This is a genomic window from Sulfurisphaera tokodaii str. 7 (assembly GCF_000011205.1).
Lineage (GTDB): Archaea > Thermoproteota > Thermoprotei_A > Sulfolobales > Sulfolobaceae > Sulfurisphaera > Sulfurisphaera tokodaii.
In genome coordinates this window covers 1787493-1810349 of the sequence record NC_003106.2, presented here as the reverse complement: position 1 = coordinate 1810349, position 22857 = coordinate 1787493, and the positions used below count along the sequence as shown (strand labels likewise).

Genomic DNA, 22857 nt, shown 5'->3' with positions numbered 1-22857 from the left:
GCATTTATATGTGATGGTATTCCCTTTAAAGTCAATAGAGGATTTTACTATAGATTTAACTCAAGATCATGAATTATTAAGGAATGCTGTAAGGGAGTTTGCTGAAAACGAAGTGAAAAAATACGTAGACAAGGGAGAGGTAGAAAGGGATTTTCCTAAAGATCTTAAAGAAAGGGCTAAAGATTTAGGACTTTACGGACTTGATGTACCCACAGAATATAATGGACAAGGTGCTGATTATTTATCACTTTTGGTTACTGCTGAGGAATTAAGTAGAATTTGGACTTCTTTCTCAACTTTCTTTCTTATTCAGTGGATGTTCAACCAGGCTATTCTAAAGTGGGGTAACGAGAGTTTGAAAAAGAGATATTTAAGGGATACAGCTAAGGGTGAAAAAATAGCTGCTTTCTGCAATACTGAACCAGATGCAGGATCTGATGTAGCTGGAATTAAGTCCACTGCAAAAAAAGTTAACGATCACTATGTTCTAAATGCGAGAAAGATGTTTATCACAAATGGGGATGTTGCTGATTACTATTTAATAACTGCTAGAACTTCTCCTCCAGATCCTAAGGCTAAATGGAAAGGTATAACAGTATTTATTGTTGAAAGAGAATGGGGAGTGAAGACTGTTAGCAGAATAGAAACTACCGGGTTAAAAGCTTCACATACAGCTGAAATAATGCTTGAAGACGTAAAAGTTCCAGAAGAAAATGTACTTGGAGAAGTTGATATGGGCTTTAAATATGCTGTAGAATCTTTTGATTATGCACGTACAATCGTTTCATCACAAGCTATAGGTATAGCTCAACAAGCATTTGAGAAATTAGTCAACTATTCTCTTCAAAGAACAGCATTTGAGAAAAAACTTGCTGAATTTGAGTTAGTTCAACAAAAAGTTTCTGAGTCTCTAGACGATTTAGAGACTTCAAGGCTCTTAACGTATTGGGCTGGAACACTCTATAAAAGGGGAAGAATGCAAGAGTATATTATTGCAGCTTCTTTAGCAAAGTTCCATTCTACTGAAGCAGCTGAAAGAATAGTAATGAGGGCAATGACTGTTCATGGAGGTTATGGGGTTTCAGTATCAACTGGATTAGAGAGGCTTTTGAGGGATTTACAAATTTTGAAGACTTATGAAGGTACAAATGATATTCAGAGAATAAGTGCTGCTAGGCAATTCTACTATAGATTCATGGGTGTTAAGGTATGATAACTGAAGATGAGGTAAATAAACTTCTTAGTGAGAATGAAGCTCTCTTTAGGTTTATGGGTGCTAAGTTTGAAAAAATTGAGAGAGGTGTGGCTAAACTTTCCTTTGAATATAAAGAGGAGTTAAGTAGAATTGGAGGAATGCTTCATGGTGCTATCATATTTGCCGCTATGGATTACTCTGGTAGTTATGCTGTAAGAACTCTTGACGTAAAGGAGGCTTATACTTTAGAGTTTAATGTAATATTTCTAAAGGCAATGAAAACACCACCATTCACATTTCTAGCTAGGGTTGTAAGAGAAACTAAAAGATATGCGTATGTTGAAGTTGAGGGTTTTGACGGTAATAATGAGTTATGTGCAAAAGGAAATGGGATTTGGCATTTAATCAGAGACTAATTTATTGCAAATGCTTTTTATTTTTTCAACTACTTCTTTTTCATCCTTTTTAATGCTTGAAATAAACTCTTCAGTTTCCTTAATTAATTGTAAGAGTTCTTCGTCATTTAATGAACATACTTTTTCCTTTATATCTAACGGCACATTTTCTATTTCTTCATCTGTAGGGTTATCCTCGATCAGAAAACGTATAAAGTTTCTCACTAACGCTATAGAGTAAAAGTCCATAATTATACTATGAAGTTTATTCTAATCTATTCCTTTTTTAAAAATTTGGAGGACTTTTTAGAATTATAAATGGCAAGTTTATAAAGTTACAATACAAAATTAAGTTATGGAGAGAAGTCTAGGATTTATATTCGATCCTAACAAATGCATAGTCTGTAATGCTTGCGTTAATGCTTGTAATGAACATTATGGAAACCTGAACTGGAGATCCCTTTTAGTGTTTCAAAATGAGGTAAAAATTGGTATTTCTATTGCTTGTAATCATTGTGAAAACCCCCTTTGTATGAAAGTTTGCCCAGCTAATGCTATACATAAAGATGATATGGGAATAGTTTACATAAATGGTAATGAATGTATAGGTTGTGGTTATTGCCAATGGGCTTGTCCTTATGAAGAACCTAAGTTTAACCATGAAGGAATAATGACAAAGTGTGATTTATGTAGGCAAAGGATTTTGAAAAAAGAAGGATTGCCTTATTGTGTTGAATCATGTCCTACTGGTGCACTATCTTTCGGTTGGATAGATAAACCTAAATATGATGCACCTTACCTAGCACCTTATGATATTACAAAACCTAAGCTTGAAATAAAGAAGCCCAAAGAGGAAGAGATCAAGGCTTCACCGCTAAAGAGAAGAAGAGAGGAAAGATATATTGAACTTTTACTCTTTACAATTCTTTCTGAACTCTCTCTAGGGATTCTTATAACTAGGATTCCGTTTTATTCCTTAATCTCTCTCATTCTTTTAGCTATTGGTTTAGTTCCGTCGATTTTCCACGTTAATAGAAGAGAAAGGGCTTATAGGGTTATAATGAATTTAAAATCTTCTTGGCTTAGTAGGGAAGTATTCTTTGGCGGTTTATCATTCCTTTCATTACTACTGGAACTCGTAACACCTAGTTTATACTACTTATCAGTTATACTAATTTCCTTATCTGTATTTTCGTCCATTATGATATATATGCTAAAGACCACACCCTCTTGGTATAATCCTAATACACCGTTATCCTTCATAGGTACTATATTTACCGTATTCCCATTAGGATTTTACTTCACTCACTCTCTGCTATTCTTACTAATTCCTTTAGTTTTTGGAGTTATTGAAATAAGTCTTGCAAGGAAAGAGAAAATACTACATATACCGTATTTGATACTCTTGGTAATTTCTATCTTTATCCCGTTAATAAGTATTCTAGCCTCATTAGTTGGTATTTCATCAGAAATCATAGCAAGACGTAATTTCTTTGAAAAGATTACATACTACGGTCTACCAAGTCCATAAACTTTTTTAATACTCAACTTTTTAAAGTATGGAAAATAAATTACATTTTGAGAGTGGTTTTTATTGCTCGAAATAAGATTTCACGGGAGAGGGGGACAAGGTGTAGTAACAGCCGCGAATTTGTTAGCTATTGCAGCGGATATTGAAGGCTTTTGGAGCTCAGCCTTTCCTTTTTATGGTGCAGAAAGAAGGGGTGCAGAAATAGAGGCTTACTGTAGAATTGATTCACAACCTATAAGAATTACTTCTCCAATTGAATATCCAGATTATGTTGTAATTTTAGACCCCTCATTATTAAAAATTTCTAATCCACTTAAAGGGTTAAAATCAAATGGGGTGGTAGTTCTCAATTCTCCTTCAGAACCCAGACTTAGTTATACTACATTTTATGTTAATGCAACTCAAATAGCTAGAGAATTAGGTTTAGTTAAATCTGGTTGGCCTTTAGTTAATGTAGTAGTTTTAGGTTCACTCTTAAAGGCAGTAAATTATATTTCCTTACCCTCGCTTGAAAAAGCAATTGACGAAGAATTTGAAGGTAAAATTGCTGAACTAAACAAGAAGGCAGTAAGAATAGCGTATGAGAAAACAACGGTGGTGAGTCCAATTGTCGCTTGACTATCAGTTCTTTCCTGTAAGTAGACCCTCTGAAGGTGGTGGGGGTAAAACTGGAAATTGGAGAATTGTAAAGCCAGTTGTTGATTTAAATAAGTGTATTGGCTGCAAAGCTTGTTTCTTATGGTGCCCAGAAAATACTATCATACCAACTGATGGTAAAGTATCAATAAATTATGAGTACTGCAAAGGTTGTGGAGTCTGTTCAAACGTATGCCCGGTAAAAGCAATAAGTATGGTGAGTGAAAATGATTAGTAAAGTAATTTCTGGGAATGAAGCTGTAGCTTTAGGAGTTAAACTGTCTAGGGTAAAAGTGATAGCAATCTATCCAATAACCCCACAGACATATATAATAGAAGAACTTGCTGCTATGAGAGATAAAGGGGAATTAGATGCTGAAGTAATTAGAGTTGAGAGCGAGCATTCTGCAATGGCAGCTGTTTATGGTGCTGCATCTGCTGGAGTAAGAGTTTATACTGCTACTGCATCTCAAGGACTACTTTACATGCATGAAATGATTTGGTGGGTCGCTGGTAGTAGAATACCTATTGTTATGACTGTAGGTACCAGAGCCGTTGGAGCTCCATGGAATATTTGGAATGAGCATACGGATTTTATGAGCGAGAGAGATAGTGGTTGGCTTATGGCATTTGCATCAACTCCTCAAGAAGCTTTGGATCTAACAATTCAAGCCTTTAAAATATCTGAAGATGAAAAGGTTTTCTTGCCAATGATGGTAGGAATGGACGGATTTATTCTTTCCCACACTAAGACCAGAGTTTATATTCCTAGTCAGGAAGAAGTTGATTCGTTCTTACCCCCAAGGAAACAGCCTTATGTTTTAGATCCAGAAGATCCTGTTGATATTGGAAATATGTTTCAACCAATTGATTACATGAAGTTTAGGCATTCGATGCATCTAGCTATGTTAAACTCTAAGGAGGTAATCAAAGAGATTGGAAAGGAATATGAGAAAAAAGTAGTACCAGTAGGTTCATATTCTTCTTTAAACGAATCTTATAAACTCGATGATGCGGAATATGCTCTAGTATCCATGGGTGCGTGGTCTTTAGATGCTATGCAAGTTGTAGATGAATTAAGAAATATGGGAGTGAAAATAGGTCTCTATAGGATCAGATATGTTAGACCTTGGGATGAAGAAGATATTAAAAGAAAATTAGGAGATAAAGATGGAATCTTAGTGCTTGATAGGTCAGTGAGCTTTGGTAGAGGAGGGCATTTATACCTAGAGTTAAAAGCAACTTTACCAGATGTTAATATAAAAGGAGTAGTTACTGGTTTAGGCGGAGTAGCTATTAATAAGGATTCAATTTCTTCCCTAACGAAAAAGTTTATTGAAGGTAAGACAGACGGCGAATGGTTTTATCCGAGTGAGGTGGAAAAAGTTGAGCTTAGGAGTCCGAGATATATTAAATAAACCCCGATTATTACCCGGTACTTCAGCTTGTCCAGGTTGTCCAGAGAATATAGCATTAAAATCAATAAGTATGGCTCTAGGAGAAAATGCTGTGTTTATCGTTGTTGCTGGTTGTTCTTCGATAATTCAAGGTATGGGTCCAAAATCAACTTATAATTACCCAGTATTGAATATAGCTTTTGCAGCTGGCCCAGCAGCAGCTGCTGGAATGGCTAAAGCATTTAAGATGAGGAACAAAAACATTAAACCAGTTGTATGGGCAGGAGATGGTGGTACTGCAGATATAGGTTTTGCTTCATTAAGCGGTGCTGCTGAAAGAAATGATAACATTCTTTACATCTGCGTTGATAATGAGGCTTACATGAATACTGGGGGGCATAGAAGTGGTTCCACACCATTTGGGGCTAAAACAGCTTCAACGCCTGGTGGTAAAAAAGAAAATAAAAAAGACTTACCGCTTATTATGATGGCTCATCACATTCCTTATGTTGCTACGGCTAGTGTAGGCTATCTACACGATTTAATGGAAAAGGTTAAAAAGGCTAGAAGTATTGAAGGTTTTACGTATATTCAAGTTTTAACTCCAGATCCTTATGGTTGGATGTTTGACCCTTCTAAAACAGCTGAAGTAGGGAAATTAGCAGTTCAAACATGTTATTGGCCATTAATAGAATATGAGAATGGTAAATTAACTATTTCTCAAGAGAGTATGCATTGTCTCGACAGAAGGACGAGAAAACCAATCGACGAGTTCTTAAAGATACAAGGTAGATATAAGGGGGTTTCACCAGAAATTGTGAAAGGTCTTGAAGAATATATAGATAGAATGTGGGAAAGAATAAAGAGTATATATGAGGGTAAGGTTATATTATGATGACTCTAAAATTCTTTTCGCAATTCTATAATGAACAGCATCTACTAATTTACCATCTATAGTTATTGCACCCCTTCCTGCAGAAGCGTATTTTTCGTATTCTTCCACTACTTTTTTTGCCCATTCTATTTCCTCTTTACTTGGGGAAAACACTTCGTTAGCTATTGTGACTTGATTAGGATGAATAACTTGTTTTCCTTCAAAACCAAAAGCTCTTGCTAATTCACACTCTTTCCTAAAGCTCTCTAGGTCTTTCACATCAAAAAATACTTTATCAATTGGAGGAATACCGTATGTCCTAGCTATGCTTACAATTTTCAGTCTTATATAGTCACTTCCTTCTATCTTAGGCAAATTAGCGTGTAAACTATCAGCTAAGTCAGCCGCACCCCAACTTATTCCTACTATTCCTTCACTCCTAATTATATCTTCAATTTTAACTAGACCCTTTGCTGTTTCTATTATTGGTAAAACTTTCTTTCCAGTCATTTTATGAAGGAAAGAAAGATCAATTTCGGCTTTTGGAATAACTATACAATCAATATCACTTTTTATCACAAAATCAAGATCTTTTATAGATTCTTTAGTTGAGAGCGAGTTGATTCTAACGCAAATTAAGCTTCTTTTAATGTTTAATGAGGGCAAAAGAGATAAGAGTAGTTCTCTAGCCTTATCTTTTTCTTGTGTAGGTACAGCATCCTCTAAATCAAAAATAAAAGAGTCTGCGTTTATACTTTCAGTTTTCTTAATCATTTTCTCATTATTACCCGGGACATAAAGTTGTGATCTTAACAAGAGGGGTCACTATAAAAAATCTTAACTTAAGGATTTTACAACTTTTTCAATTTCATCATAGGGCGGTTCTTTCGTAGGATCGTCTGAAACCCATTTATACCTTACTTTACCTTCCTTATCTATTACGAAAACAGCTCTTTTAGCTAGGACATACCCTGGAAGTGCTGGAAACTCCCACGCTACATTATATTTTTTCACTACTTCTCTGTTATAATCACTTAAAATGGTAAAGTTTAGCTTATTATGTTCTTTAAAAGCTTTATTACTAAATGGAGGATCAACACTAATTCCTAGTACTACAGCATTTACTTGATTAAATTTCGCCATAGAATCTCTAAAAGTACACATTTCCTTAGTACAAACTTGTGTAAAAGCCGCTGGATAGAATGCTAGAACTACTACTTTTCCTTTTAAGGCTGAGAGCTTTACTTTCTTTAATTCTGTATCTGGTAACTCAAAATCTGGGGCTAACTCTCCTATTTCTACCATCAATAACTACTTACAGAGTATGAATATAAATATACTTTCAAATTATGCTTAAACTATAATAAATGCAAAGCTAACCTTTTTAACTAATATTATACTTTCAACTTATGCTTGTAAGTGTAAAATGGCTTTACGAGAATTTAAATGAAGTGAAGATTCTGGAAATAGATTTTGATCCAGAGATTAATTATTATGAAGGTCATATACCTAGTGCTTTACTTTTACCATGGAAGTCATTACTTCACGATAAGATAAGGGATTTCGCACCACCAGAAAAGTTCAGCAAAGTACTAGGTAATTTAGGGGTCAAAGAGGACGACTTAATCGTTTTATATAGTGACATGGGTAACAGATATGCATTCTATACTTATTGGTTAATGAAAGCTTACGGTCACGAAAACGTTGCTATACTTAATGGCGGTATATATAAGTGGTTAAAAGAAGGTTATCCAGTAGAGAATGAGCCTACGTTTCCATCTAAAAAATCTAACTATATTGTTAAAAGAGTAGATTGGAGTTCGCGTATACTCTTATGGGAATTACTTTCAAAGTTGAACTCTATCGAGTTAATAGATGCTAGAAATAGAGAAGAGTATGAAGGTTTAACATCTGCTCCACCAGAACATAAATGTGAGCAAACGCAAGTCAGTGGTCATATACCTAATGCCAAGAATATCCCCTGGACAATCTTATTTAATGAAGACGGCACTTTGAAAGGAAGAGAAGAACTAGAAAAAATATTTTCTAGTATAAATAAGGATAAAGAAATAGTAGTATACTGTAGGACTGGAGCGAGAGCTTCAGCAGTTTGGTACGTGTTGAAGGAAGTTCTTTCCTATAAAAATGTTAGACTTTATGATGGTTCATGGGTAGAGTATGGTAATTTAGTAGGGGTACCAATTGAACGTTAAACAATTAAAAACTTGTTATATAGTCAAAATCGAATTAACTATTATAGTTTAATTTTTCTATTTTCTCTCAAATTGGAAATAGTTTTACCTCATTTGTTACCATAATAATGCTAAGAAAAAATATGAATAGTTGTTCATATTTTACATTAATTACTTTTTATACGAAACGAATACAAAAATTTTTATATTGTAATGAGTAGAAAGACATAATGTTTCCTCCTCAATTCGGATACTACAGACCATCATCTCTTGCAGACGCATTAGATTTCATGAGTGGTGGGGGTACAAAACCTCTTGCTGGAGGACAAAGTTTAATACCTATGTTAAAGTTTCGCCTTATACAACCTAAATTCCTTGTTGACCTTAACTCTCTTAGGGAATTATACTTCATAAGAGATGAGGGAAATACAGTCTCTATAGGTTCTATGATAAAACACGCTGATATTGTTAAAGATCTAACTATAAGGAATAAATTACCGTTACTTTCACATACAGCATTGAAAGTTGGAGATATGCAGGTTAGAAACATGGGTACAATAGGTGGAAGTCTAAGTAACGCCGATCCATCGGCAGATTATCCTGCAGTAGCACTAGCCTATGATGCAAAAATGGTTTTAATTTCATCTTCTGGAGAAAGAGAAGTTTCTGCAAAGGACTTCTTTAAGGGTCCATTCACTACTGAACTTAGAGAAGATGAAATACTTAGAGAGATAAAATTCCCTGTACTTCAAGGTTACAAATTTAAGTACGAGAAAATTGTTAGAAGAGCCGGAGACTTTGCTTTAGTTGGAATGGCAGTTTTAGCCAAAGTTGAAGGTAATAAGGTTGAAGATGTAAGAGTAGCCTATACTGGGGTTAGTGATAAGCCTTATAGGCCCTATGAGCTTGAGAAAATGCTAGTCGGTGAAGCTTCATTAAGTAAGATTAAGGAATTTGCAGAAAAAGTTTCAAACTCCATTAATCCTCCCTCTGATTCAAGAGGGAGTTCATCTTATAGAAGGAAAGTTACTCAACTCGTTACCATAAATGTGTTAAAAGAGGTGTTAGGAGTTGTTAGTTAGACCGGGAGAAAAGGTAAAAATTAGGGTAAAAGTTAACGGAGTTTGGTATGAAAGAGATATTGAGCCTAGAATGTTATTAGTACATTTCTTAAGGGACGAACTAGGCTTAACTGGTACAAAAGTTGGTTGCGATACCTCTACTTGTGGTGCTTGTACAGTATTAATGAATGGTAAGTCAGTTAAATCATGTACAGTATTAGCTGTTCAAGCTGATGGTGCAGAGATAACTACTATTGAAGGCTTATCATCAGATAGTAAATTACACCCAATCCAAGAGGCATTTAAAGATAATTTTGCCTTACAATGCGGTTATTGCACACCTGGTATGATTATGCAAACTTACTATTTACTTAAGGAAAACCCGTCACCCACAGAAGAGGAAATAAGAGATGGCTTACACGGTAATATTTGCAGATGTACTGGTTATCAAAACATAATAAAAGCTGTACAAGATGCTTCTAAGAGGATGAGAGCATGAGGTATGTTGGTCAAGCAGTTAAAAGACTTTATGATGATAAGTTCGTAACCGGAAAAAGTACCTATGTGGATGATATTCAAATATCAGCACTATATGCCGGATTTGTAAGAAGTCCCTATTCACATGCTAAAATAAAGAGTATTGATGTTACAGACGCGTTAAAAGTCCCCGGTATAGTTGCTGTATACACTTACAAGGATTTAGCACCGTTAATAAAAGACGGTATAAGAATTTGGACCACATATGAAGATCCGAGGATGTGGAAGTTTGTTCCCAGAAAGCCATTAGCAGATGGTAAAGTTAGATTTGCCGGTGAGCCTGTAGCAATAGTTATTGGTGTAAATAAATATGTTGTTAGAGATGCTATTGATAAAGTGAACGTTGATTATGAGAAATTACCGCCAGTAGTAAAAATGGAAGAGGCTTTAGAAGATAAAGTAATAATCCACGAAGAGTTAAAAACTAATGTAGCCTTTGATCAAACCTTTAATGGTGGAAATGTAGAAGAAGCTTTTAAGCAAGCAGATAAAGTTATCCCAGTTGAAATAACCAATAATAGATTAATTCCATCACCAATGGAACCGAGAGGTATAGTTTCACGCTATGAAGGCGGAACGTTAACAATATGGTATTCTACTCAAGTTCCTCATTTAGCTAGGAGTGAATTTGCGAGAATATTTGGAGTTCCAGCTAGTAAAATAAGAGTAATAATGCCAGATGTTGGCGGAGCTTTTGGAAGCAAAGTTAACTTTATGCCAGAAGAAGTTAGCGTTATAGCATCCTCAATAAAGTTAGGAAGAGCTGTAAGATGGACAGCTACCAGAAGCGAGGAAATGTTAGCATCAGAGGCCAGACATAATACGTTTAAGGGAGAAGTAGCAGTAAAGAATGACGGTACGGTATTAGGTATAAGGGGAGACTTACTAGTTGATTTAGGTGCTTATTTAACGCTTACTGCACCATTACAACCTGCAATAATCCCACTAATGGTACCTGGACCTTATAAGATTAAAGGCGTTAGTATAAGAAGTAGGGCTGTTTATACTACTACACCACCAATTACGATGTATAGGGGTGCGAGTAGACCAGAGGCAACATTTATCATAGAGAGAATTATGAGTATTGTAGCCGATGAATTAAAGTTAGACGACGTAACTATTAGAGAGAGGAATTTGGTAAGGGCAAATGAAATGCCATATACAAATCCCTTTGGGCTGAAATACGATTCTGGTGATTACTTGGCTTTACTAAAGGATGGAATACAGAAACTTCAATACTATGAATTAAAGAAGTGGGCTGAAGAAGAGAGAAAGAAGGGAAGAAAAGTAGGAGTTGGTATGGCGTATTACCTGGAAATTAGTGGTTTTGGTCCTTGGGAATTTGGAGAAATCAGAGTCGATGAAAACGGTGATGTATTAGTTATCACTGGAGGAACTCCTCACGGTCAAGGAACAGAAACGGCAATAGCACAAGTAGTTGCAGATACTTTACAAATAGACATTAGTAGAATAAAGGTAATATGGGGAGATACAGAAACAGTAGTAGCAAGTATGGGAACTTATGGTTCAAGAACAGCTGCTGCTGCAGCTAGTGCGGCTATGGTTGCTTCAAAGGAAGTATTAGAAAAAATGAAGAGAATTGCTGCTGGGTTATTAAATGCAGATGTAGAAGAAATTGAGTATGAAAGTGGAGAATTCTATAATAAGAAAGATAAGAGTAAAAAAGTAAGTTGGAATGATGTAGCTAGAAACGGTTATTATGGTAAAGAGTTGGGAATATCAGCCCAAATAATCTTACCTGGTGATGTTACATTCCCGTATGGTGTTCATGTAGCGGTTGTTGAAGTCGATGACTATGGTATTCCTAGAGTATTAACATACAAAGCATATGATGATATAGGTAATGTAATAAATCCGGCGTTAGCTGAAGGTCAAATACACGGGGGTGGCGTGCAAGCTGTTGGACAAGCATTATATGAAGAGGCTATCATTAACGAAGATGGACAACTCACTGTTACTTATGCTGATTACTTTATACCGACAGCTGTTGAAGCACCAAAGTTCGAGAGCTACTTCGTTGAAAAACCTCACACATCAACATGGCCTACAGGTGCTAAAGGAGTAGGTGAAGCCGCATTAATAGTTGGACCAGCAGTAATTATCAGAGCATTAGAGGATGCAACAGGGAAGAGGTTTACAAAGACACCCGTTAGACCTGAAGAGATATTATGAAAGTAAGTTAATATTTTTATTTTACCTTTATCATTTGCTCTAACAAAAATGAACAACAAGTTCTATCCTCAAGACGAAGTAAAGTTTTTTGATCTTAGCTTAAAAAACCATGTTAAATGATTAATCTTTCTACTTTTAGTTTATACTTTGGGCATAATATCAATTAGCATTAGTACATAATTTAAGATAAGCGAAGTGACTTACCTGACTTGATGGGCCATACTTTTATTTTTTCCATTTCTTCATCTCCCACGTATCCACAGACTCCCACTCTCGGAGAGTTGGGTATAAACCCTGAGTTCTCATCAGCGTGTTCATGTGTTTTTAAGCAATCCTTACAGTAAGTAGATTCGTCTAAATTGCCTGTGTCTCCTAAACACTCATAACAAATATATTCTGCTTGTTTACCGCATTTAGCACAATTAAACTGTGGTTGATCGTTTCTTCCTAAAACATATATTTTTTTATCTTTTAGTTTAACGTTATCTATCACTGTTAATATGAGTTCAGTACTACTACCGAAATCATATGTATAATTGAACTTTAACCCCTTATCAAGAACATCTGAAAGCTTCTTTTTGCTAGCCGGTACGAATTCTAATATATCTGGCTCTTCCTCACTCACCTCCATTGTATTAGAAGAACCGTAATGGACTCCATTAATCATAAATTCACTTAAATGACCACAACATTCTACCCAAATATCTCTTAGAAAATTGTCTAAATCTTCCAAAGTAAAGGACGAAGGCACTGCTATATATAACCAATAATCGGAGGAAAACTTATCCTTCACCTTAATTAGGAATCCATCTATTTTTCCATTCAAGATATCCTTAACTTTATCACATGAGTTAAAATGCCTAAGAGCAGTAGAAGTAGTTATTCCTTTTTCACACCATAGGCATTTCCCTTTTGATACCATAATACTACTATATTAATAATCTGGTTAATATTTGTATATTAAACATATACTCTTTTTCATAATTGTTCCAAGGGATTAAAAGACTTGTTTCAGTTTAAGATATTAAGAGTGAACGTAACGGTATCAAAAGACATGCTTTGTATTATCAGACTCTATGTCCCTTTGCATTTACAAAAATGGGGGCGTTCAGTAATAAATCTTTCGGTCATATTTCAAGCATAGTACTAGCTAAGATTGCCACGTGGGCCCTCTAGACCCACGTGGCGATTAAGGGGAAGGGACCTTTAATCACTTTGGCTCATAAGGCTTATTATTATACCAAACACTCCATACAATCCTAGCTAATTTCCTTGCCAAAGCAGTATACAACTTCTTACCTTGCAACCTATCCTTATGAGACTCATAAAACTTCAACAATGTTGGATTCCTAGAATAATTCATCTCAGCCAAAAAGTAGAATAAGCTACGCAAATACTTATTACCCCTCTTCGAAATCCCCCTACTTATCACACTCCTACCACTCCTCTCCACAACGGGATCTAAACCACAATAAGCCACAAAAGACTCAGGCTTAGGAAAGCGCTTAACATCACCAACAACACCAATAATTATACCAGCTGCAAGCCTCCCAATCCCCGGGATCGTTAACAAAACGTGGTTCTCGGGAACTTGCTCCTCAATCATTTTCTTAACTTCTTTTAACCTCTCTTGTGTTTCCAAGAGTGTTTTTGCCAATACTCTAATTTCCTCAAGTACTATTGGTGTATATTCTAGTTGATATAGTTCTTCTTGCGCAAAATCTCCATTTGCGAGCTTTTCTAACCTTTCCTTACTTATCTTGTCATTATCACTTACTAAGAATAATGTCCTCTTCAGCCTGTTCTTGTACTTTACTTCTATATCCTTGAGGAAGAGGTAAAGTGTTACCAGTTCCCTCAAGGGGTTGTACTCGTATTCCTTAGCCTTGTCAACCATGTTTTCTAATTTTTCAGCATCATAAAAATCTGTTTTCTTCCCCCTAAACTCCTTTTCTCTTGATAACACGTTTGGGCTTACTTGTAGTACTTTTACACCCTTCTCCTTGAAGTACTGGCTAGGCCTTATTGCGTATACTCCCGTAGGTTCTAGGACTATTAGGCAAGGCTTCATTTCGAGGATTTCCTCGTAACCCTTCAAGTTGTTCTTGTATTTTCTTTCCCTCCCCCTACTTGTAATTAGATAATCTTTTGATACATCTATTCCTAATACCCCTACCTCTTTACCACACCTATATTCGTGGATTTTTCCACAATGTTCAGTCCGATGGTAGGGGTTTGTCACGCCCTCGTACGAAGACTTTGCTTCAGATAGGAGATCGACCATGTTTCCCCAGCCGAGGAGTATTACTCTCCCCGGCTATTAAAACCTATATAGGTTAAGGGGGCTGAAAGCCTCGCCAGCAGGGAATGGATAGCCCCCTTATAAAGTTTAAATATTAGCTCTTTTAATTTTCTCCTAATGGCTAGGAGGGTTAAAGCGATCAGAGCTACTGTTTCGATGAAGATCGCCCTATCTGAACCCCTCCTAGCCCTTGTGAATAACTACGTTAAGGCACTACGTTTCACCCTATTCTGGCTAAAGGAGAATGTTCCAAATCCAGAAGAGAAGGGTGTGTTAGGAAGAGTCCATGAGGAGTTATATGATAAGTTAAGAGGGGAATACAATCTACCATCAAAGGTTGCTGAGGACTGTTATAGGGATGCACTCTCAGTATACAAGGGTTGGTATAATAACCCAAGGAGGGGTAGGTTTCCTAGAGTGTATAGGCCGACTGTATGGTTAACACCAAAAGCAAGTTATAACGTGGACTTAGAAAGGATGACTGTTAGAATTGCTGGTGTCGGTGAGCTCCCAATCCTTGGTTATCCTAGAAACATTAAGGACTACGTGAACTGGAAGATGAAGGAAGCGAGACTCGTACTGAAGGATGGCAAGGCTTTCCTTAAAGTAGTTTTTGAGAAACCGTTGGAGAAAGTTGAACCTAGGGAAAGTGTTGCTGTTGATATTAACATGAATGAGATTGTTGTTGGTAAGGATGATACTCGTTATGTTAGGATTTTCACACGCCTTCATGAGGTTCATCATTGGAAGTCTTTAGCTGAAGCTCTGCAAATGAAGTACCCAAGGAGGTGGAGGGTGAATAAGAGGATTCTTGTAAGGATTAAGTACTTCTACTCTAAGGCTAAGCGAATCATGGAGGATTTTGCAAGGAAGGTTGGGAAGTGGGTTGTTGAGGTTGCAGAGGATTTTAATGCTAATGTTATTAAGTTAGAGAACCTCAAGAATTTGATTAAACATGCTTAATAAATTACCATCTGAGTTTAGGGATAAACTGTATCTTATGCAATATCGTCGTGTTCAGTATTGGGTTGAGTGGCAGGCTAAGAAACACGGCTTGTTGGTTGTGTATGTTAATCCTCGCTATTCTTCTGTCTCTTGTCCTAAGTGTGGAAAGAAGATGGTTGAGGTTTCTTATCGTTGGTTTAAGTGTATTTGTGGTTATGAGAATGATAGGGATGTTATTGGAATTATGAATCTTAACAGGAGGGGGTCTCTGACCCTCTCGTCTGCCCCTCAAATGAGGGATGTAGTCCCGAACCGATGAGGGGAACCCTCGCCCTTCAGGGCGAGGATGAAGTCAGTATTAAAAAGACTTATAGTGTTTCATATCACATAGAAAAAGATTACTTCCAAAACTTCTCATCTCTCGTTAATCAACAGAGATGTGCTTAAAAAATTCAATATGATTTTAAAAATATCAAATGTAGATTTATATACGTATGATTAGATATTATAGTTGATGAGAATATTTGTTTCAATTAAGCAAGTTCCAGATGCAGATGATTTAAGAATAGATCCAGTAACAAATAACCTTGTAAGAGAGGGAGTCCCTGCAGTAATTAATCCACCAGATTTACATGCAATTGAAGAAGGAATTAGGCTTAGAGAAAGGTATGGTGGAAAAGTTATAGTAATTACAATGGGTCCGCCACAAGCTGAAAATGCATTGAGAGAAGCAATAGCGATGGGTGCTGATGAAGCATATTTAATAACTGATAGAGCTATGGCTGGTGCTGATACATGGGCAACCTCATATACTTTGTATAAGGCAATAAAGAAGATTGGCGAAGGTGATATTTACCTATTCGGGAGAAGAGCAGTGGATGGAGAAACAGAACAAGTTGGACCACAAACTGGAAAATGGCTAGGAATTCCTTCAGTTGGTTATGTGTCTAAATTCATCGAAATTGGTGAGGGAAAAGCCAGAGTAATTAGGACTGTAGAGAATGAGGAAGAGGAAATAGAAGTTCCTTTACCTGCAGTTTTTACAGTTTTAGAAACGATAAATAAACCCAGAGAGCCTGATATTCTTAGCCTAATTAAATCAAAAACCGTTAAGATACCGAAATTATCTAAAGATGATATAGGTGCTGAGCCTAATAAAATTGGTTTAGCTGGTTCACCAACTAAAGTAATTAAAGTTCATCCACCACCAAAAACAAGAAATCCGGAAATTTACAGAGGTAATGATGCACCACAATGGGTTTATGATAAAATTGTTAAATCGTTGAAGGAAGTTAATGAAGTAAAAGAGACATATGTTAAACCTCAACCAAAGGCTAAGGTAAATGGTGAAATATGGGTTTATATAGACCATACTGGAGATGAGGTAAACAGGGTATCATGGGAAATTATGTCTGAAGGGAGAAGAATAGCAGATCTCTTAGATACTAAATTAGCTGGTGTAATAGTTGGAGATGACGAAGTTAAACCAATTATTAAAGAGGCATTTAATTACGGTGTTGATAAAGTATATCATGCTAGAGTCAAAGGATTTCCATTTTACATTAATGATGTTTATACTAGGGCTTTATCAAAAGTTATTAAGAAATATAAACCTGAAGCTATCTTCTTCCCTGGAACGAGAAATTCAAGAGAATTAGCATCAACTACCGCAATTGAAGTTGACACTGGATTAATTGCTGATTGTGTGAGTTTTGATGTAGATGAAAAAGGAATAATCTATTCAACAAGACCGGATTTTGGCGGTAAAGAAATGAGTACAATTATTTGTCCTAATCATAAGCCAGTTATGATAACAGTAAGGGGTGGTGTGTTTTATCCCATTAAAATTCCAAAGGAAGGAGAAGTCATAGTTGAGGAAATCGAAGATCTTTCTACGAAATTTAAGGTATTGAATTACACTAAACTACAGAAGAGGAATGTATTAGCTGAGGCAGATATAGTAATAGGTGTTGGTAGGGGGATTAAGTCACCAGAAAATATTAAACTCGCTGAGGAATTAGCTTCAGTACTTAACGGAGTTGTTGGTGTTTCTAAACCTTTAGCAGATATGGGATGGTATCCTAAAGAAAGGCAAATAGGTCAAACTGGGACTACAATTAGGCCTAAGCTTTACATAGCCCTCGGAATTTCTGGAGCGGTGCAACACTTAGTAGGAATTTCTGGAGCGAGAAGAATAATAGCAATAAACATAGATCCCGAAGCCCCAATATTTCAAAACTGCGATTATGGTGTAATAGGAGATATTTTTGAAGTAGTACCAGGATTAGTTAAGATCGTTAGAGAAAGGGGTGTTCCTCAATGAAATATGATGCAATTGTAATAGGTGCCGGTCCTTCCGGTTCAGCATCAGCTTACACTTTAGCAAAAAATGGGTATAAAGTACTTTTAATAGAGAGAGGCTCAGAGCCAGGGGCAAAAAATGTTTCAGGGGCAATGATAAGGGAGTCTGAAATTTCTAAAGTCTTTGAAACTAAGGATATCCCATTTGAGAGAATAGTAAAAAGAGTTAGACTAATTTTCAGAAGTAAAGATGATGAAAGTGAGATTGTAGTTAAACCCAAGAGTAAGTTATATACAGTTTCACGTTTAAAATTTGATAAATGGTTAGCTCAAAGGGCTGAAAGTGCAGGAGCATTATTAATTACTAAAACTACTGTAACTGGAATTGAAGGTAATAAGGTTATAACTGAAAGGGGAAGTGTAGAAGGAGATAAAATAATAATAGCCGAGGGAGCTAACGCTTTACTTTCAATGTCATTAGGGCTTAGAAGAGAGTTAAAGAATGAGGAAACTGTACTAGGAGTGAAAGAGGTTTATGCATCTACAAGAAATGAAGTCGAGAAGAGATTTAATTTACAAGGGGATGAAGGAGAAAGCTGGAGAATAATAACCGATTACCCTCTTCCCTCAGCTGGTTTCATTTATACTTATAAGGACTCAATAGCTATAGGAGTTGGTGCTAGGGTTGATGAGATTATAACTAGAGGTATTAGACCTTTTGAACTTTTAGATTCATTTAAGATGCCGTATGCGGAGTTGGTAAAGGGTTTCTCATTAAGGGAATACTCGGCAAAGATAATTCCAGAGAATGGATTCCCATCATTTAAACCTTGTGAAGGTGCAATTTATGTTGCCGGTGATGCATTAGGATTAATTGATCCATTAACTTTTGACGGTATCGGACCAGCAATTATATCTGGTTACTTAGCCGGGAAGGCTGAGAATTGTTACTCCTACTCAAAAACGCTTTTCGAAGCTAGAGAAATATCTAAGGTTATAAAATCAAGACCATTAGTTAAGGAATTATTACCAAACATAGGTCTTTACTCTCATCTTATTAACGATTTCTTAACAAGCTGGGTCGAAGGAGATTTTTCAAAGTTAAGATATTATAAAAGTAGTCTAGGTAAGCTCATGAAACATTTAATCTTAGGTTTAGGGGTGTTAGAATGAGAGTAGAAGAAAGGCTTTATACTTTAAGGTATAAAAGGGATGAGAAACCGCATCTAGAGATAAAAGATCAACAAACCTGCAATAAATGTCACGAAACTTATAAGTCACCGTGTATCACAGTCTGTCCAGCAAACGTATACTCTTTTGCCGAAGGAAAAATAATAGTCTCATATGAAAATTGCCTTGAATGCGGAGCTTGCAAAATAGTTTGTCCCTTCAATAACATTATTTGGAGATACCCAAGATATGGTTTAGGGATATCTTTAAGATACGGATGAGATATATAAATTCCCTTTTATTATTTTTTATCATTTATTCCTTATTTTCTCTATAGAAAAGCTAAAATAGTTTTATTGCGTATATATATTTATGATAGTAGGTCAATTAATTACCAAAAATTTAGTAAGTCTTCCTTCAAATTCAACAATTAAGGAAGTAGCAGACATGATGATAAAGGAAAATGTAGGTTCAGTAGTTCTTAAGGATGGAGAGAAGATAAGCGGGATCGTTACTGAGAGGGATATAGTCAATGCTGTTCACAGAGGATTAAGTCTCAATTCACCAGCTATCGAAATAGCCTCAACTAATTTAATAAGGATAGATTATAATAAGAGTATTTATGATGCTTTTTATTTAATGACAAGGAACAATATTAGACATTTAATAATTGAAAAAGATGGAAAATGTGTAGGAGTTATATCAATAAGAGATGTTGCTAAGGCTTTCTCTCTAATGATAGCGGAACAAATGAGTTATTGATCTTCTATCGATATCGATATATCGAAAAATTTAAATTTATTACTATCGATATCGATAGTATGAGTGAATTAATAGCAAAGCAAAAGGGTAGATTAAGGAACCTTATACTTTGGCTGTTATGGCAGTCTCCAAGGAGAGGGATAGATATTATTGATGATATATATAAGATGACCTGGGGCTGGTGGAAACCATCACCCGGCTCAGTGTATCCCTTATTAGCAAAAATGGAAGAAGAGGGAGTTATAGAGAAGTTAGATGATGGAAGATACAGTATTACACAGAAAGGAATTGAAGAGATAAAATATCTTTTACCATCAAGATATTCCGGGTCAGTGGAAGATGCAGTGGAGGAACTTAAAGGAATTTTAATGTTTTTTAAAGAAGTTGACAGAAATAAGCTTCACTCTCATAAAGAGAAAATCCTCGAATTATTAAAACTGATACAAGGGGTGGTAGAAAATGCGTAATGTAATGATAAAAGCAATAAACCTAACCAAAAAATTCGGTAACTTTGTGGCTGTAGATCATATAAACTTCGAAGTGTATGATGGAGAGATCTTTGGCTTTTTAGGACCAAACGGTGCTGGAAAGTCAACAACTATTAAAATGCTCACAACAGTATTAAAACCTACAGAAGGAACTGCAATCGTTAATGGTTACGATATAATTAAAGAACAAGCCAAGGTTAGACAGTCAATAGGTGTAGTACCACAAGAATATACTGCTGATGAAGACTTAACTGGTTGGGAAAACATTATGATGATGGCTGGACTTTATGGTATACCTAGAAGTGTGGCCGAAGAAAGGGCAAAGGAGTTGTTAGAGATGGTAGAACTAACATACGCAGCAAATAGAAAAGTATCAACTTATTCTGGAGGAATGAGAAGGAGATTAGAAATTGCAATGTCCTTAGTTAGCAGACCGAAAGTATTGTTCCTTGATGAACCAACAATAGGTTTAGACGCACAAACTAGAGCCGCTATATGGCAGTATATTAGGAAGTTAAAAGAGGAATACGATATGACAATATTTGTAACTACCCATTATTTGGAAGAGGCCGATATGTACGGGGATAGGATCGCAATAATAGATAAGGGTAAAATACTTGCTATTGGCTCACCTAAGGAATTAAAAGAAAGAATCGGTGGTGATGTCATCTCATTACAAACAAATAATGACGAAAAAGCACTAACAGTACTTTCCAATCTTTTCGCAGATGGTATACTCGAAGTTAAGAAGTTTCAAGACGGTATAAGAATAAAAGTGAAAAACGGAGAGGAAAAAGCACCAACTATCTTAGAAGTCTTAATGAAAAATGGTATTAAGGTTACTAGAATGTCAATAACAGAACCAACAATGGATGAAGTTTACATGGAGATAACTGGTAAAAGTTTAAGAGATGAAGAAGCAAGCTCACAAGAAATGTTTGCATTTAGGAGAACCTTAAGGAGGGCGAGAGGATGACAGTAGAAGTTCAAAAAGAAGAAAAGAGAAATTTATCGCTTTATCACGGTTTATGGACACTAACATCTAGGGAATTGAAGAAATGGTATAAAGCCCCAGTAATCCTTTTACTCTCCATAATACAGCCAATATTCTGGATAGCATTATTTGGAAAAGCTATGAATCTAGGGAGCATATTTACTGGCACATCGATTAATCTTCCAGGGGTAATAATACCTAAAACTATAATTGATCAAATTGGACAAGAAATACTTAAACAGACATTCGGGACAACGGATTACTTCTCTTTCCTAGCTGCAGGAATGCTATCCTTTATTGTATTATTTACTTCAATGCAGAGTGGTATGTCAATAGTCTGGGACAGAAGATTAGGTGTGCTGGATAGATTACTAACAACGCCAGTACCCAGAGGAAACATTATTATAGCTAAAGTTCTAAATTCTGTTATTAGATCATTAGTTCAAGCAACAATAGTCTTAGTAGTTGCAGTATTACTTGGAATGACATTTGCACCGGGTATTAATGCTTTAGATTTCTTAGGAGTTTATGCAGCACTATTTCTAATGTCTTTCGGACTATCATCACTATTCCTAATGCTTGCATTAAGAGCAACTGATTGGCAATCACAAATGGCAATAATGAACCTACTTAACTTACCGTTACTCTTTACTAGTAATGCATTTTACCCAATAAAATCAATGCCTTCATGGTTAAAGCCCATAGCTTATGTAAATCCGCTAACTTACTCTAACGGTGCAATAAGAGGACTTTTACTCGGAATACAGACAAACTTAACAATTGACTTCCTCTACCTAGGCTTGTTTGCATTAATCTTATCAACTATAGGAATTCTATTATCGTGGAAGTACTTATCAACTTGAATTTCTCTTAATATAATAAGTGCGGGTAGCAAGATTTCTTATTAAAAGTTTTCCCCTATTTTACTATTTATTTTTTATAGGAAAATTGTTGATATTCATAAAAAAATAGTTTTTCTAATATGATTTGCTGAAAAGATCTAAAAATGTAAAGAGCGACTATTGTTTTAAACGTTTGGATATAAAGGTTATGATGTCCTTGTAAGGTTACCTAACAACTAAAGGTTATTTATACTTGCATTTTCTCTAGCTAGATAACACCTTAGAGAGACTTATTTGAAGATAGTTAAACACATTAATGTTAATTTCATATAATATTACAAACAATTTTTGAATTTCATGACTGCATTAGAATACTCACTGAGTTTAGGCTAATTATTGTCTTCTTTGGAAAAAGTAATAAATTTTTAGAGGAAAAATAATTTAACTAATCTCAGTTTAATTATATCTTAAGCATAAATTTACTCTTTACGTAATCCAGCTTACTTTCTGGAACTTCTATGTTGTTTATAATAATAATCTTATGATTAAAAGTTTCAACATACCAGTATCCAAGATTAACATAAGTTACCAAGAAATATCTATCAAATCTCTTATTAATGGTGGAAATTGCCTTTACTTCACTCCACAGAACTACAATATCACTTGCATAGTATATTAGATACTTGTTAAGGGCTGTTACTATCTTATCCCTATATAGTGATAATATGCTCATTGATATTATAAGCACAATTGCATATATTATAGTAGACCTAACAACGAGAAAGAAGACATAAGTTGCAATAATTACCGGAATAAAGACTGATAAAGAGAATACAAAGGCCAGAGCAAATAGGATATAAATCTTTGGTATTCTACGAATCCCAATAGCGTCAGCTATGTATAGCCCTTGAGAATTAAATGTAACGCCTACAGTACTTTTACTATTAAACCAATCAACAACTTCATCCATAAAAGCTGTTATTGTCTTTCTCACAAATAAAGTAACATGGTTAGAATTAAAAAATTCACATAGGTCTTCTAA

General features: G+C 35.6%; 24 protein-coding genes and 1 pseudogene. 19 read left to right on the top strand and 6 right to left on the bottom strand.

Annotation, left to right across the window (positions count from 1 at the left end):
- The first annotated feature begins 13 nt into the window (after window positions 1-13).
- Window positions 14-1213: an acyl-CoA dehydrogenase family protein gene (locus STK_RS10030; protein WP_052846656.1), complete on the top strand. Its 1200-nt coding sequence runs from the start codon at window positions 14-16 to the stop codon at window positions 1211-1213.
- On the top strand, window positions 1210-1611 hold the full coding sequence (locus tag STK_RS10025; RefSeq protein ID WP_010979858.1) for a PaaI family thioesterase: 402 nt from the start codon (window positions 1210-1212) through the stop codon (window positions 1609-1611). The genes STK_RS10030 and STK_RS10025 overlap by 4 nt, the downstream gene beginning before the upstream one ends.
- Here STK_RS10025 and STK_RS10020 read toward each other — a convergent pair.
- Entirely contained in the window at window positions 1597-1839 is a 243-nt protein-coding gene (locus STK_RS10020; RefSeq protein ID WP_198429680.1) for a hypothetical protein, read from the bottom strand. The genes STK_RS10025 and STK_RS10020 overlap by 15 nt on opposite strands.
- A 106-nt stretch (window positions 1840-1945) precedes the next feature.
- Between STK_RS10020 and STK_RS10015 the strand changes: the two genes are divergently transcribed.
- The 5 genes from STK_RS10015 (at window position 1946) to porB (ending at window position 6049) form a co-directional block, all read left to right on the top strand.
- Window positions 1946-3121 (top strand): DmsC/YnfH family molybdoenzyme membrane anchor subunit, encoded by a 1176-nt coding sequence (locus STK_RS10015; protein WP_010979857.1) that lies wholly within the window; start codon window positions 1946-1948, stop codon window positions 3119-3121.
- Window positions 3122-3184: 63 nt separating this feature from the next.
- Window positions 3185-3739 (top strand): 2-oxoacid:acceptor oxidoreductase family protein, encoded by a 555-nt coding sequence (locus tag STK_RS10010; protein WP_052846654.1) that lies wholly within the window; start codon window positions 3185-3187, stop codon window positions 3737-3739.
- Entirely contained in the window at window positions 3729-3992 is a 264-nt protein-coding gene (locus tag STK_RS10005; protein ID WP_052846653.1) for a 4Fe-4S dicluster domain-containing protein, read from the top strand. Before STK_RS10010 ends, STK_RS10005 begins: the two co-directional genes overlap by 11 nt.
- The gene (locus STK_RS10000; RefSeq protein ID WP_052846988.1) at window positions 3985-5175 is read left to right on the top strand and encodes a pyruvate ferredoxin oxidoreductase; all 1191 of its coding nucleotides are present in this window, start codon (window positions 3985-3987) and stop codon (window positions 5173-5175) included. Before STK_RS10005 ends, STK_RS10000 begins: the two co-directional genes overlap by 8 nt.
- Window positions 5144-6049: a pyruvate synthase subunit PorB gene (gene porB, locus STK_RS09995; protein ID WP_052846652.1), complete on the top strand. Its 906-nt coding sequence runs from the start codon at window positions 5144-5146 to the stop codon at window positions 6047-6049. The genes STK_RS10000 and porB overlap by 32 nt, the downstream gene beginning before the upstream one ends.
- Here porB and STK_RS09990 read toward each other — a convergent pair.
- Complete coding sequence (locus tag STK_RS09990) at window positions 6044-6844, bottom strand: HpcH/HpaI aldolase/citrate lyase family protein (RefSeq protein ID WP_232616468.1); 801 nt, start codon at window positions 6842-6844, stop codon at window positions 6044-6046. The genes porB and STK_RS09990 overlap by 6 nt on opposite strands.
- 21 nt (window positions 6845-6865) lie before the next feature.
- Window positions 6866-7333, bottom strand: a complete 468-nt coding sequence (locus tag STK_RS09985) for a peroxiredoxin (protein ID WP_010979852.1) — start codon at window positions 7331-7333, stop codon at window positions 6866-6868.
- A gap of 104 nt (window positions 7334-7437) precedes the next feature.
- Between STK_RS09985 and STK_RS09980 the strand changes: the two genes are divergently transcribed.
- The 4 genes from STK_RS09980 (at window position 7438) to cutA (ending at window position 12011) form a co-directional block, all read left to right on the top strand.
- On the top strand, window positions 7438-8241 hold the full coding sequence (locus STK_RS09980; RefSeq protein WP_010979851.1) for a sulfurtransferase: 804 nt from the start codon (window positions 7438-7440) through the stop codon (window positions 8239-8241).
- 209 nt (window positions 8242-8450) lie between these two features.
- Complete coding sequence (gene cutB, locus STK_RS09975) at window positions 8451-9302, top strand: glyceraldehyde dehydrogenase subunit beta (protein ID WP_010979850.1); 852 nt, start codon at window positions 8451-8453, stop codon at window positions 9300-9302.
- Complete coding sequence (cutC, locus tag STK_RS09970; RefSeq protein WP_052846651.1) at window positions 9292-9780, top strand: glyceraldehyde dehydrogenase subunit gamma; 489 nt, start codon at window positions 9292-9294, stop codon at window positions 9778-9780. The genes cutB and cutC overlap by 11 nt, the downstream gene beginning before the upstream one ends.
- Window positions 9777-12011, top strand: coding sequence for a glyceraldehyde dehydrogenase subunit alpha (gene cutA, locus STK_RS09965; protein ID WP_010979848.1), 2235 nt, complete (start codon window positions 9777-9779; stop codon window positions 12009-12011). The genes cutC and cutA overlap by 4 nt, the downstream gene beginning before the upstream one ends.
- A 181-nt stretch (window positions 12012-12192) precedes the next feature.
- On the opposite strand, the gene STK_RS09960 is transcribed toward cutA, so the two are convergent.
- Together STK_RS09960 and STK_RS09955 are read right to left on the bottom strand one after the other, a co-directional pair.
- Entirely contained in the window at window positions 12193-12933 is a 741-nt protein-coding gene (locus tag STK_RS09960; RefSeq protein WP_010979847.1) for an IS1096 element passenger TnpR family protein, read from the bottom strand.
- Window positions 12934-13221: 288 nt separating this feature from the next.
- Window positions 13222-14295, bottom strand: a complete 1074-nt coding sequence (locus STK_RS09955; RefSeq protein ID WP_010979846.1) for an IS110-like element ISSto6 family transposase — start codon at window positions 14293-14295, stop codon at window positions 13222-13224.
- 135 nt (window positions 14296-14430) lie between these two features.
- Between STK_RS09955 and STK_RS09950 the strand changes: the two are divergent.
- The 8 genes and pseudogenes from STK_RS09950 (at window position 14431) to STK_RS09915 (ending at window position 21836) form a co-directional block, all read left to right on the top strand.
- Window positions 14431-15577, top strand: a pseudogene (locus tag STK_RS09950) (RNA-guided endonuclease TnpB family protein).
- A 195-nt stretch (window positions 15578-15772) separates the two neighbouring features.
- Entirely contained in the window at window positions 15773-17581 is a 1809-nt protein-coding gene (locus STK_RS09945; protein WP_010979843.1) for an FAD-binding protein, read from the top strand.
- Complete coding sequence (locus STK_RS09940; RefSeq protein ID WP_010979842.1) at window positions 17578-18732, top strand: NAD(P)/FAD-dependent oxidoreductase; 1155 nt, start codon at window positions 17578-17580, stop codon at window positions 18730-18732. The genes STK_RS09945 and STK_RS09940 overlap by 4 nt, the downstream gene beginning before the upstream one ends.
- Window positions 18729-19010, top strand: coding sequence for a ferredoxin family protein (locus STK_RS09935; protein WP_010979841.1), 282 nt, complete (start codon window positions 18729-18731; stop codon window positions 19008-19010). The genes STK_RS09940 and STK_RS09935 overlap by 4 nt, the downstream gene beginning before the upstream one ends.
- Window positions 19011-19101: 91 nt before the next feature.
- Entirely contained in the window at window positions 19102-19491 is a 390-nt protein-coding gene (locus STK_RS09930; RefSeq protein ID WP_010979840.1) for a CBS domain-containing protein, read from the top strand.
- 59 nt (window positions 19492-19550) lie between these two features.
- The gene (locus tag STK_RS09925; RefSeq protein ID WP_010979839.1) at window positions 19551-19958 is read left to right on the top strand and encodes a PadR family transcriptional regulator; all 408 of its coding nucleotides are present in this window, start codon (window positions 19551-19553) and stop codon (window positions 19956-19958) included.
- Complete coding sequence (locus tag STK_RS09920; protein WP_010979838.1) at window positions 19951-20955, top strand: ATP-binding cassette domain-containing protein; 1005 nt, start codon at window positions 19951-19953, stop codon at window positions 20953-20955. Before STK_RS09925 ends, STK_RS09920 begins: the two co-directional genes overlap by 8 nt.
- Window positions 20952-21836, top strand: a complete 885-nt coding sequence (locus STK_RS09915) for an ABC transporter permease (RefSeq protein ID WP_010979837.1) — start codon at window positions 20952-20954, stop codon at window positions 21834-21836. The genes STK_RS09920 and STK_RS09915 overlap by 4 nt, the downstream gene beginning before the upstream one ends.
- A 439-nt stretch (window positions 21837-22275) precedes the next feature.
- Here the strand turns inward: STK_RS09915 and STK_RS09910 are convergent, their stop codons facing one another.
- Window positions 22276-22809: a hypothetical protein gene (locus STK_RS09910; RefSeq protein WP_052846650.1), complete on the bottom strand. Its 534-nt coding sequence runs from the start codon at window positions 22807-22809 to the stop codon at window positions 22276-22278.
- Window positions 22810-22857 lie beyond the last annotated feature (48 nt).

Excerpts from the sequence above, each read along its gene's own strand:
- STK_RS10000 (WP_052846988.1), top strand. The coding sequence starts at position 3,985 with ATGATTAGTAAAGTAATTTCTGGGAATGAAGCTGTAGCTTTAGGAGTT.
- STK_RS10020 (WP_198429680.1), bottom strand. The coding sequence starts at position 1,839 with ATGGACTTTTACTCTATAGCGTTAGTGAGAAACTTTATACGTTTTCTG.
- STK_RS09915 (WP_010979837.1), top strand. The coding sequence starts at position 20,952 with ATGACAGTAGAAGTTCAAAAAGAAGAAAAGAGAAATTTATCGCTTTAT.
- STK_RS10030 (WP_052846656.1), top strand. The coding sequence starts at position 14 with ATGGTATTCCCTTTAAAGTCAATAGAGGATTTTACTATAGATTTAACT.
- STK_RS10015 (WP_010979857.1), top strand. The coding sequence starts at position 1,946 with ATGGAGAGAAGTCTAGGATTTATATTCGATCCTAACAAATGCATAGTC.
- STK_RS09980 (WP_010979851.1), top strand. The coding sequence starts at position 7,438 with ATGCTTGTAAGTGTAAAATGGCTTTACGAGAATTTAAATGAAGTGAAG.
- STK_RS09985 (WP_010979852.1), bottom strand. The coding sequence starts at position 7,333 with ATGGTAGAAATAGGAGAGTTAGCCCCAGATTTTGAGTTACCAGATACA.
- STK_RS09940 (WP_010979842.1), top strand. The coding sequence starts at position 17,578 with ATGAAATATGATGCAATTGTAATAGGTGCCGGTCCTTCCGGTTCAGCA.
- STK_RS09945 (WP_010979843.1), top strand. The coding sequence starts at position 15,773 with ATGAGAATATTTGTTTCAATTAAGCAAGTTCCAGATGCAGATGATTTA.
- cutA (WP_010979848.1), top strand. The coding sequence starts at position 9,777 with ATGAGGTATGTTGGTCAAGCAGTTAAAAGACTTTATGATGATAAGTTC.
- STK_RS09955 (WP_010979846.1), bottom strand. The coding sequence starts at position 14,295 with ATGGTCGATCTCCTATCTGAAGCAAAGTCTTCGTACGAGGGCGTGACA.
- STK_RS10025 (WP_010979858.1), top strand. The coding sequence starts at position 1,210 with ATGATAACTGAAGATGAGGTAAATAAACTTCTTAGTGAGAATGAAGCT.
- STK_RS09935 (WP_010979841.1), top strand. The coding sequence starts at position 18,729 with ATGAGAGTAGAAGAAAGGCTTTATACTTTAAGGTATAAAAGGGATGAG.
- STK_RS09925 (WP_010979839.1), top strand. The coding sequence starts at position 19,551 with ATGAGTGAATTAATAGCAAAGCAAAAGGGTAGATTAAGGAACCTTATA.
- STK_RS09930 (WP_010979840.1), top strand. The coding sequence starts at position 19,102 with ATGATAGTAGGTCAATTAATTACCAAAAATTTAGTAAGTCTTCCTTCA.
- STK_RS09960 (WP_010979847.1), bottom strand. The coding sequence starts at position 12,933 with ATGGTATCAAAAGGGAAATGCCTATGGTGTGAAAAAGGAATAACTACT.
- cutB (WP_010979850.1), top strand. The coding sequence starts at position 8,451 with ATGTTTCCTCCTCAATTCGGATACTACAGACCATCATCTCTTGCAGAC.
- STK_RS09920 (WP_010979838.1), top strand. The coding sequence starts at position 19,951 with ATGCGTAATGTAATGATAAAAGCAATAAACCTAACCAAAAAATTCGGT.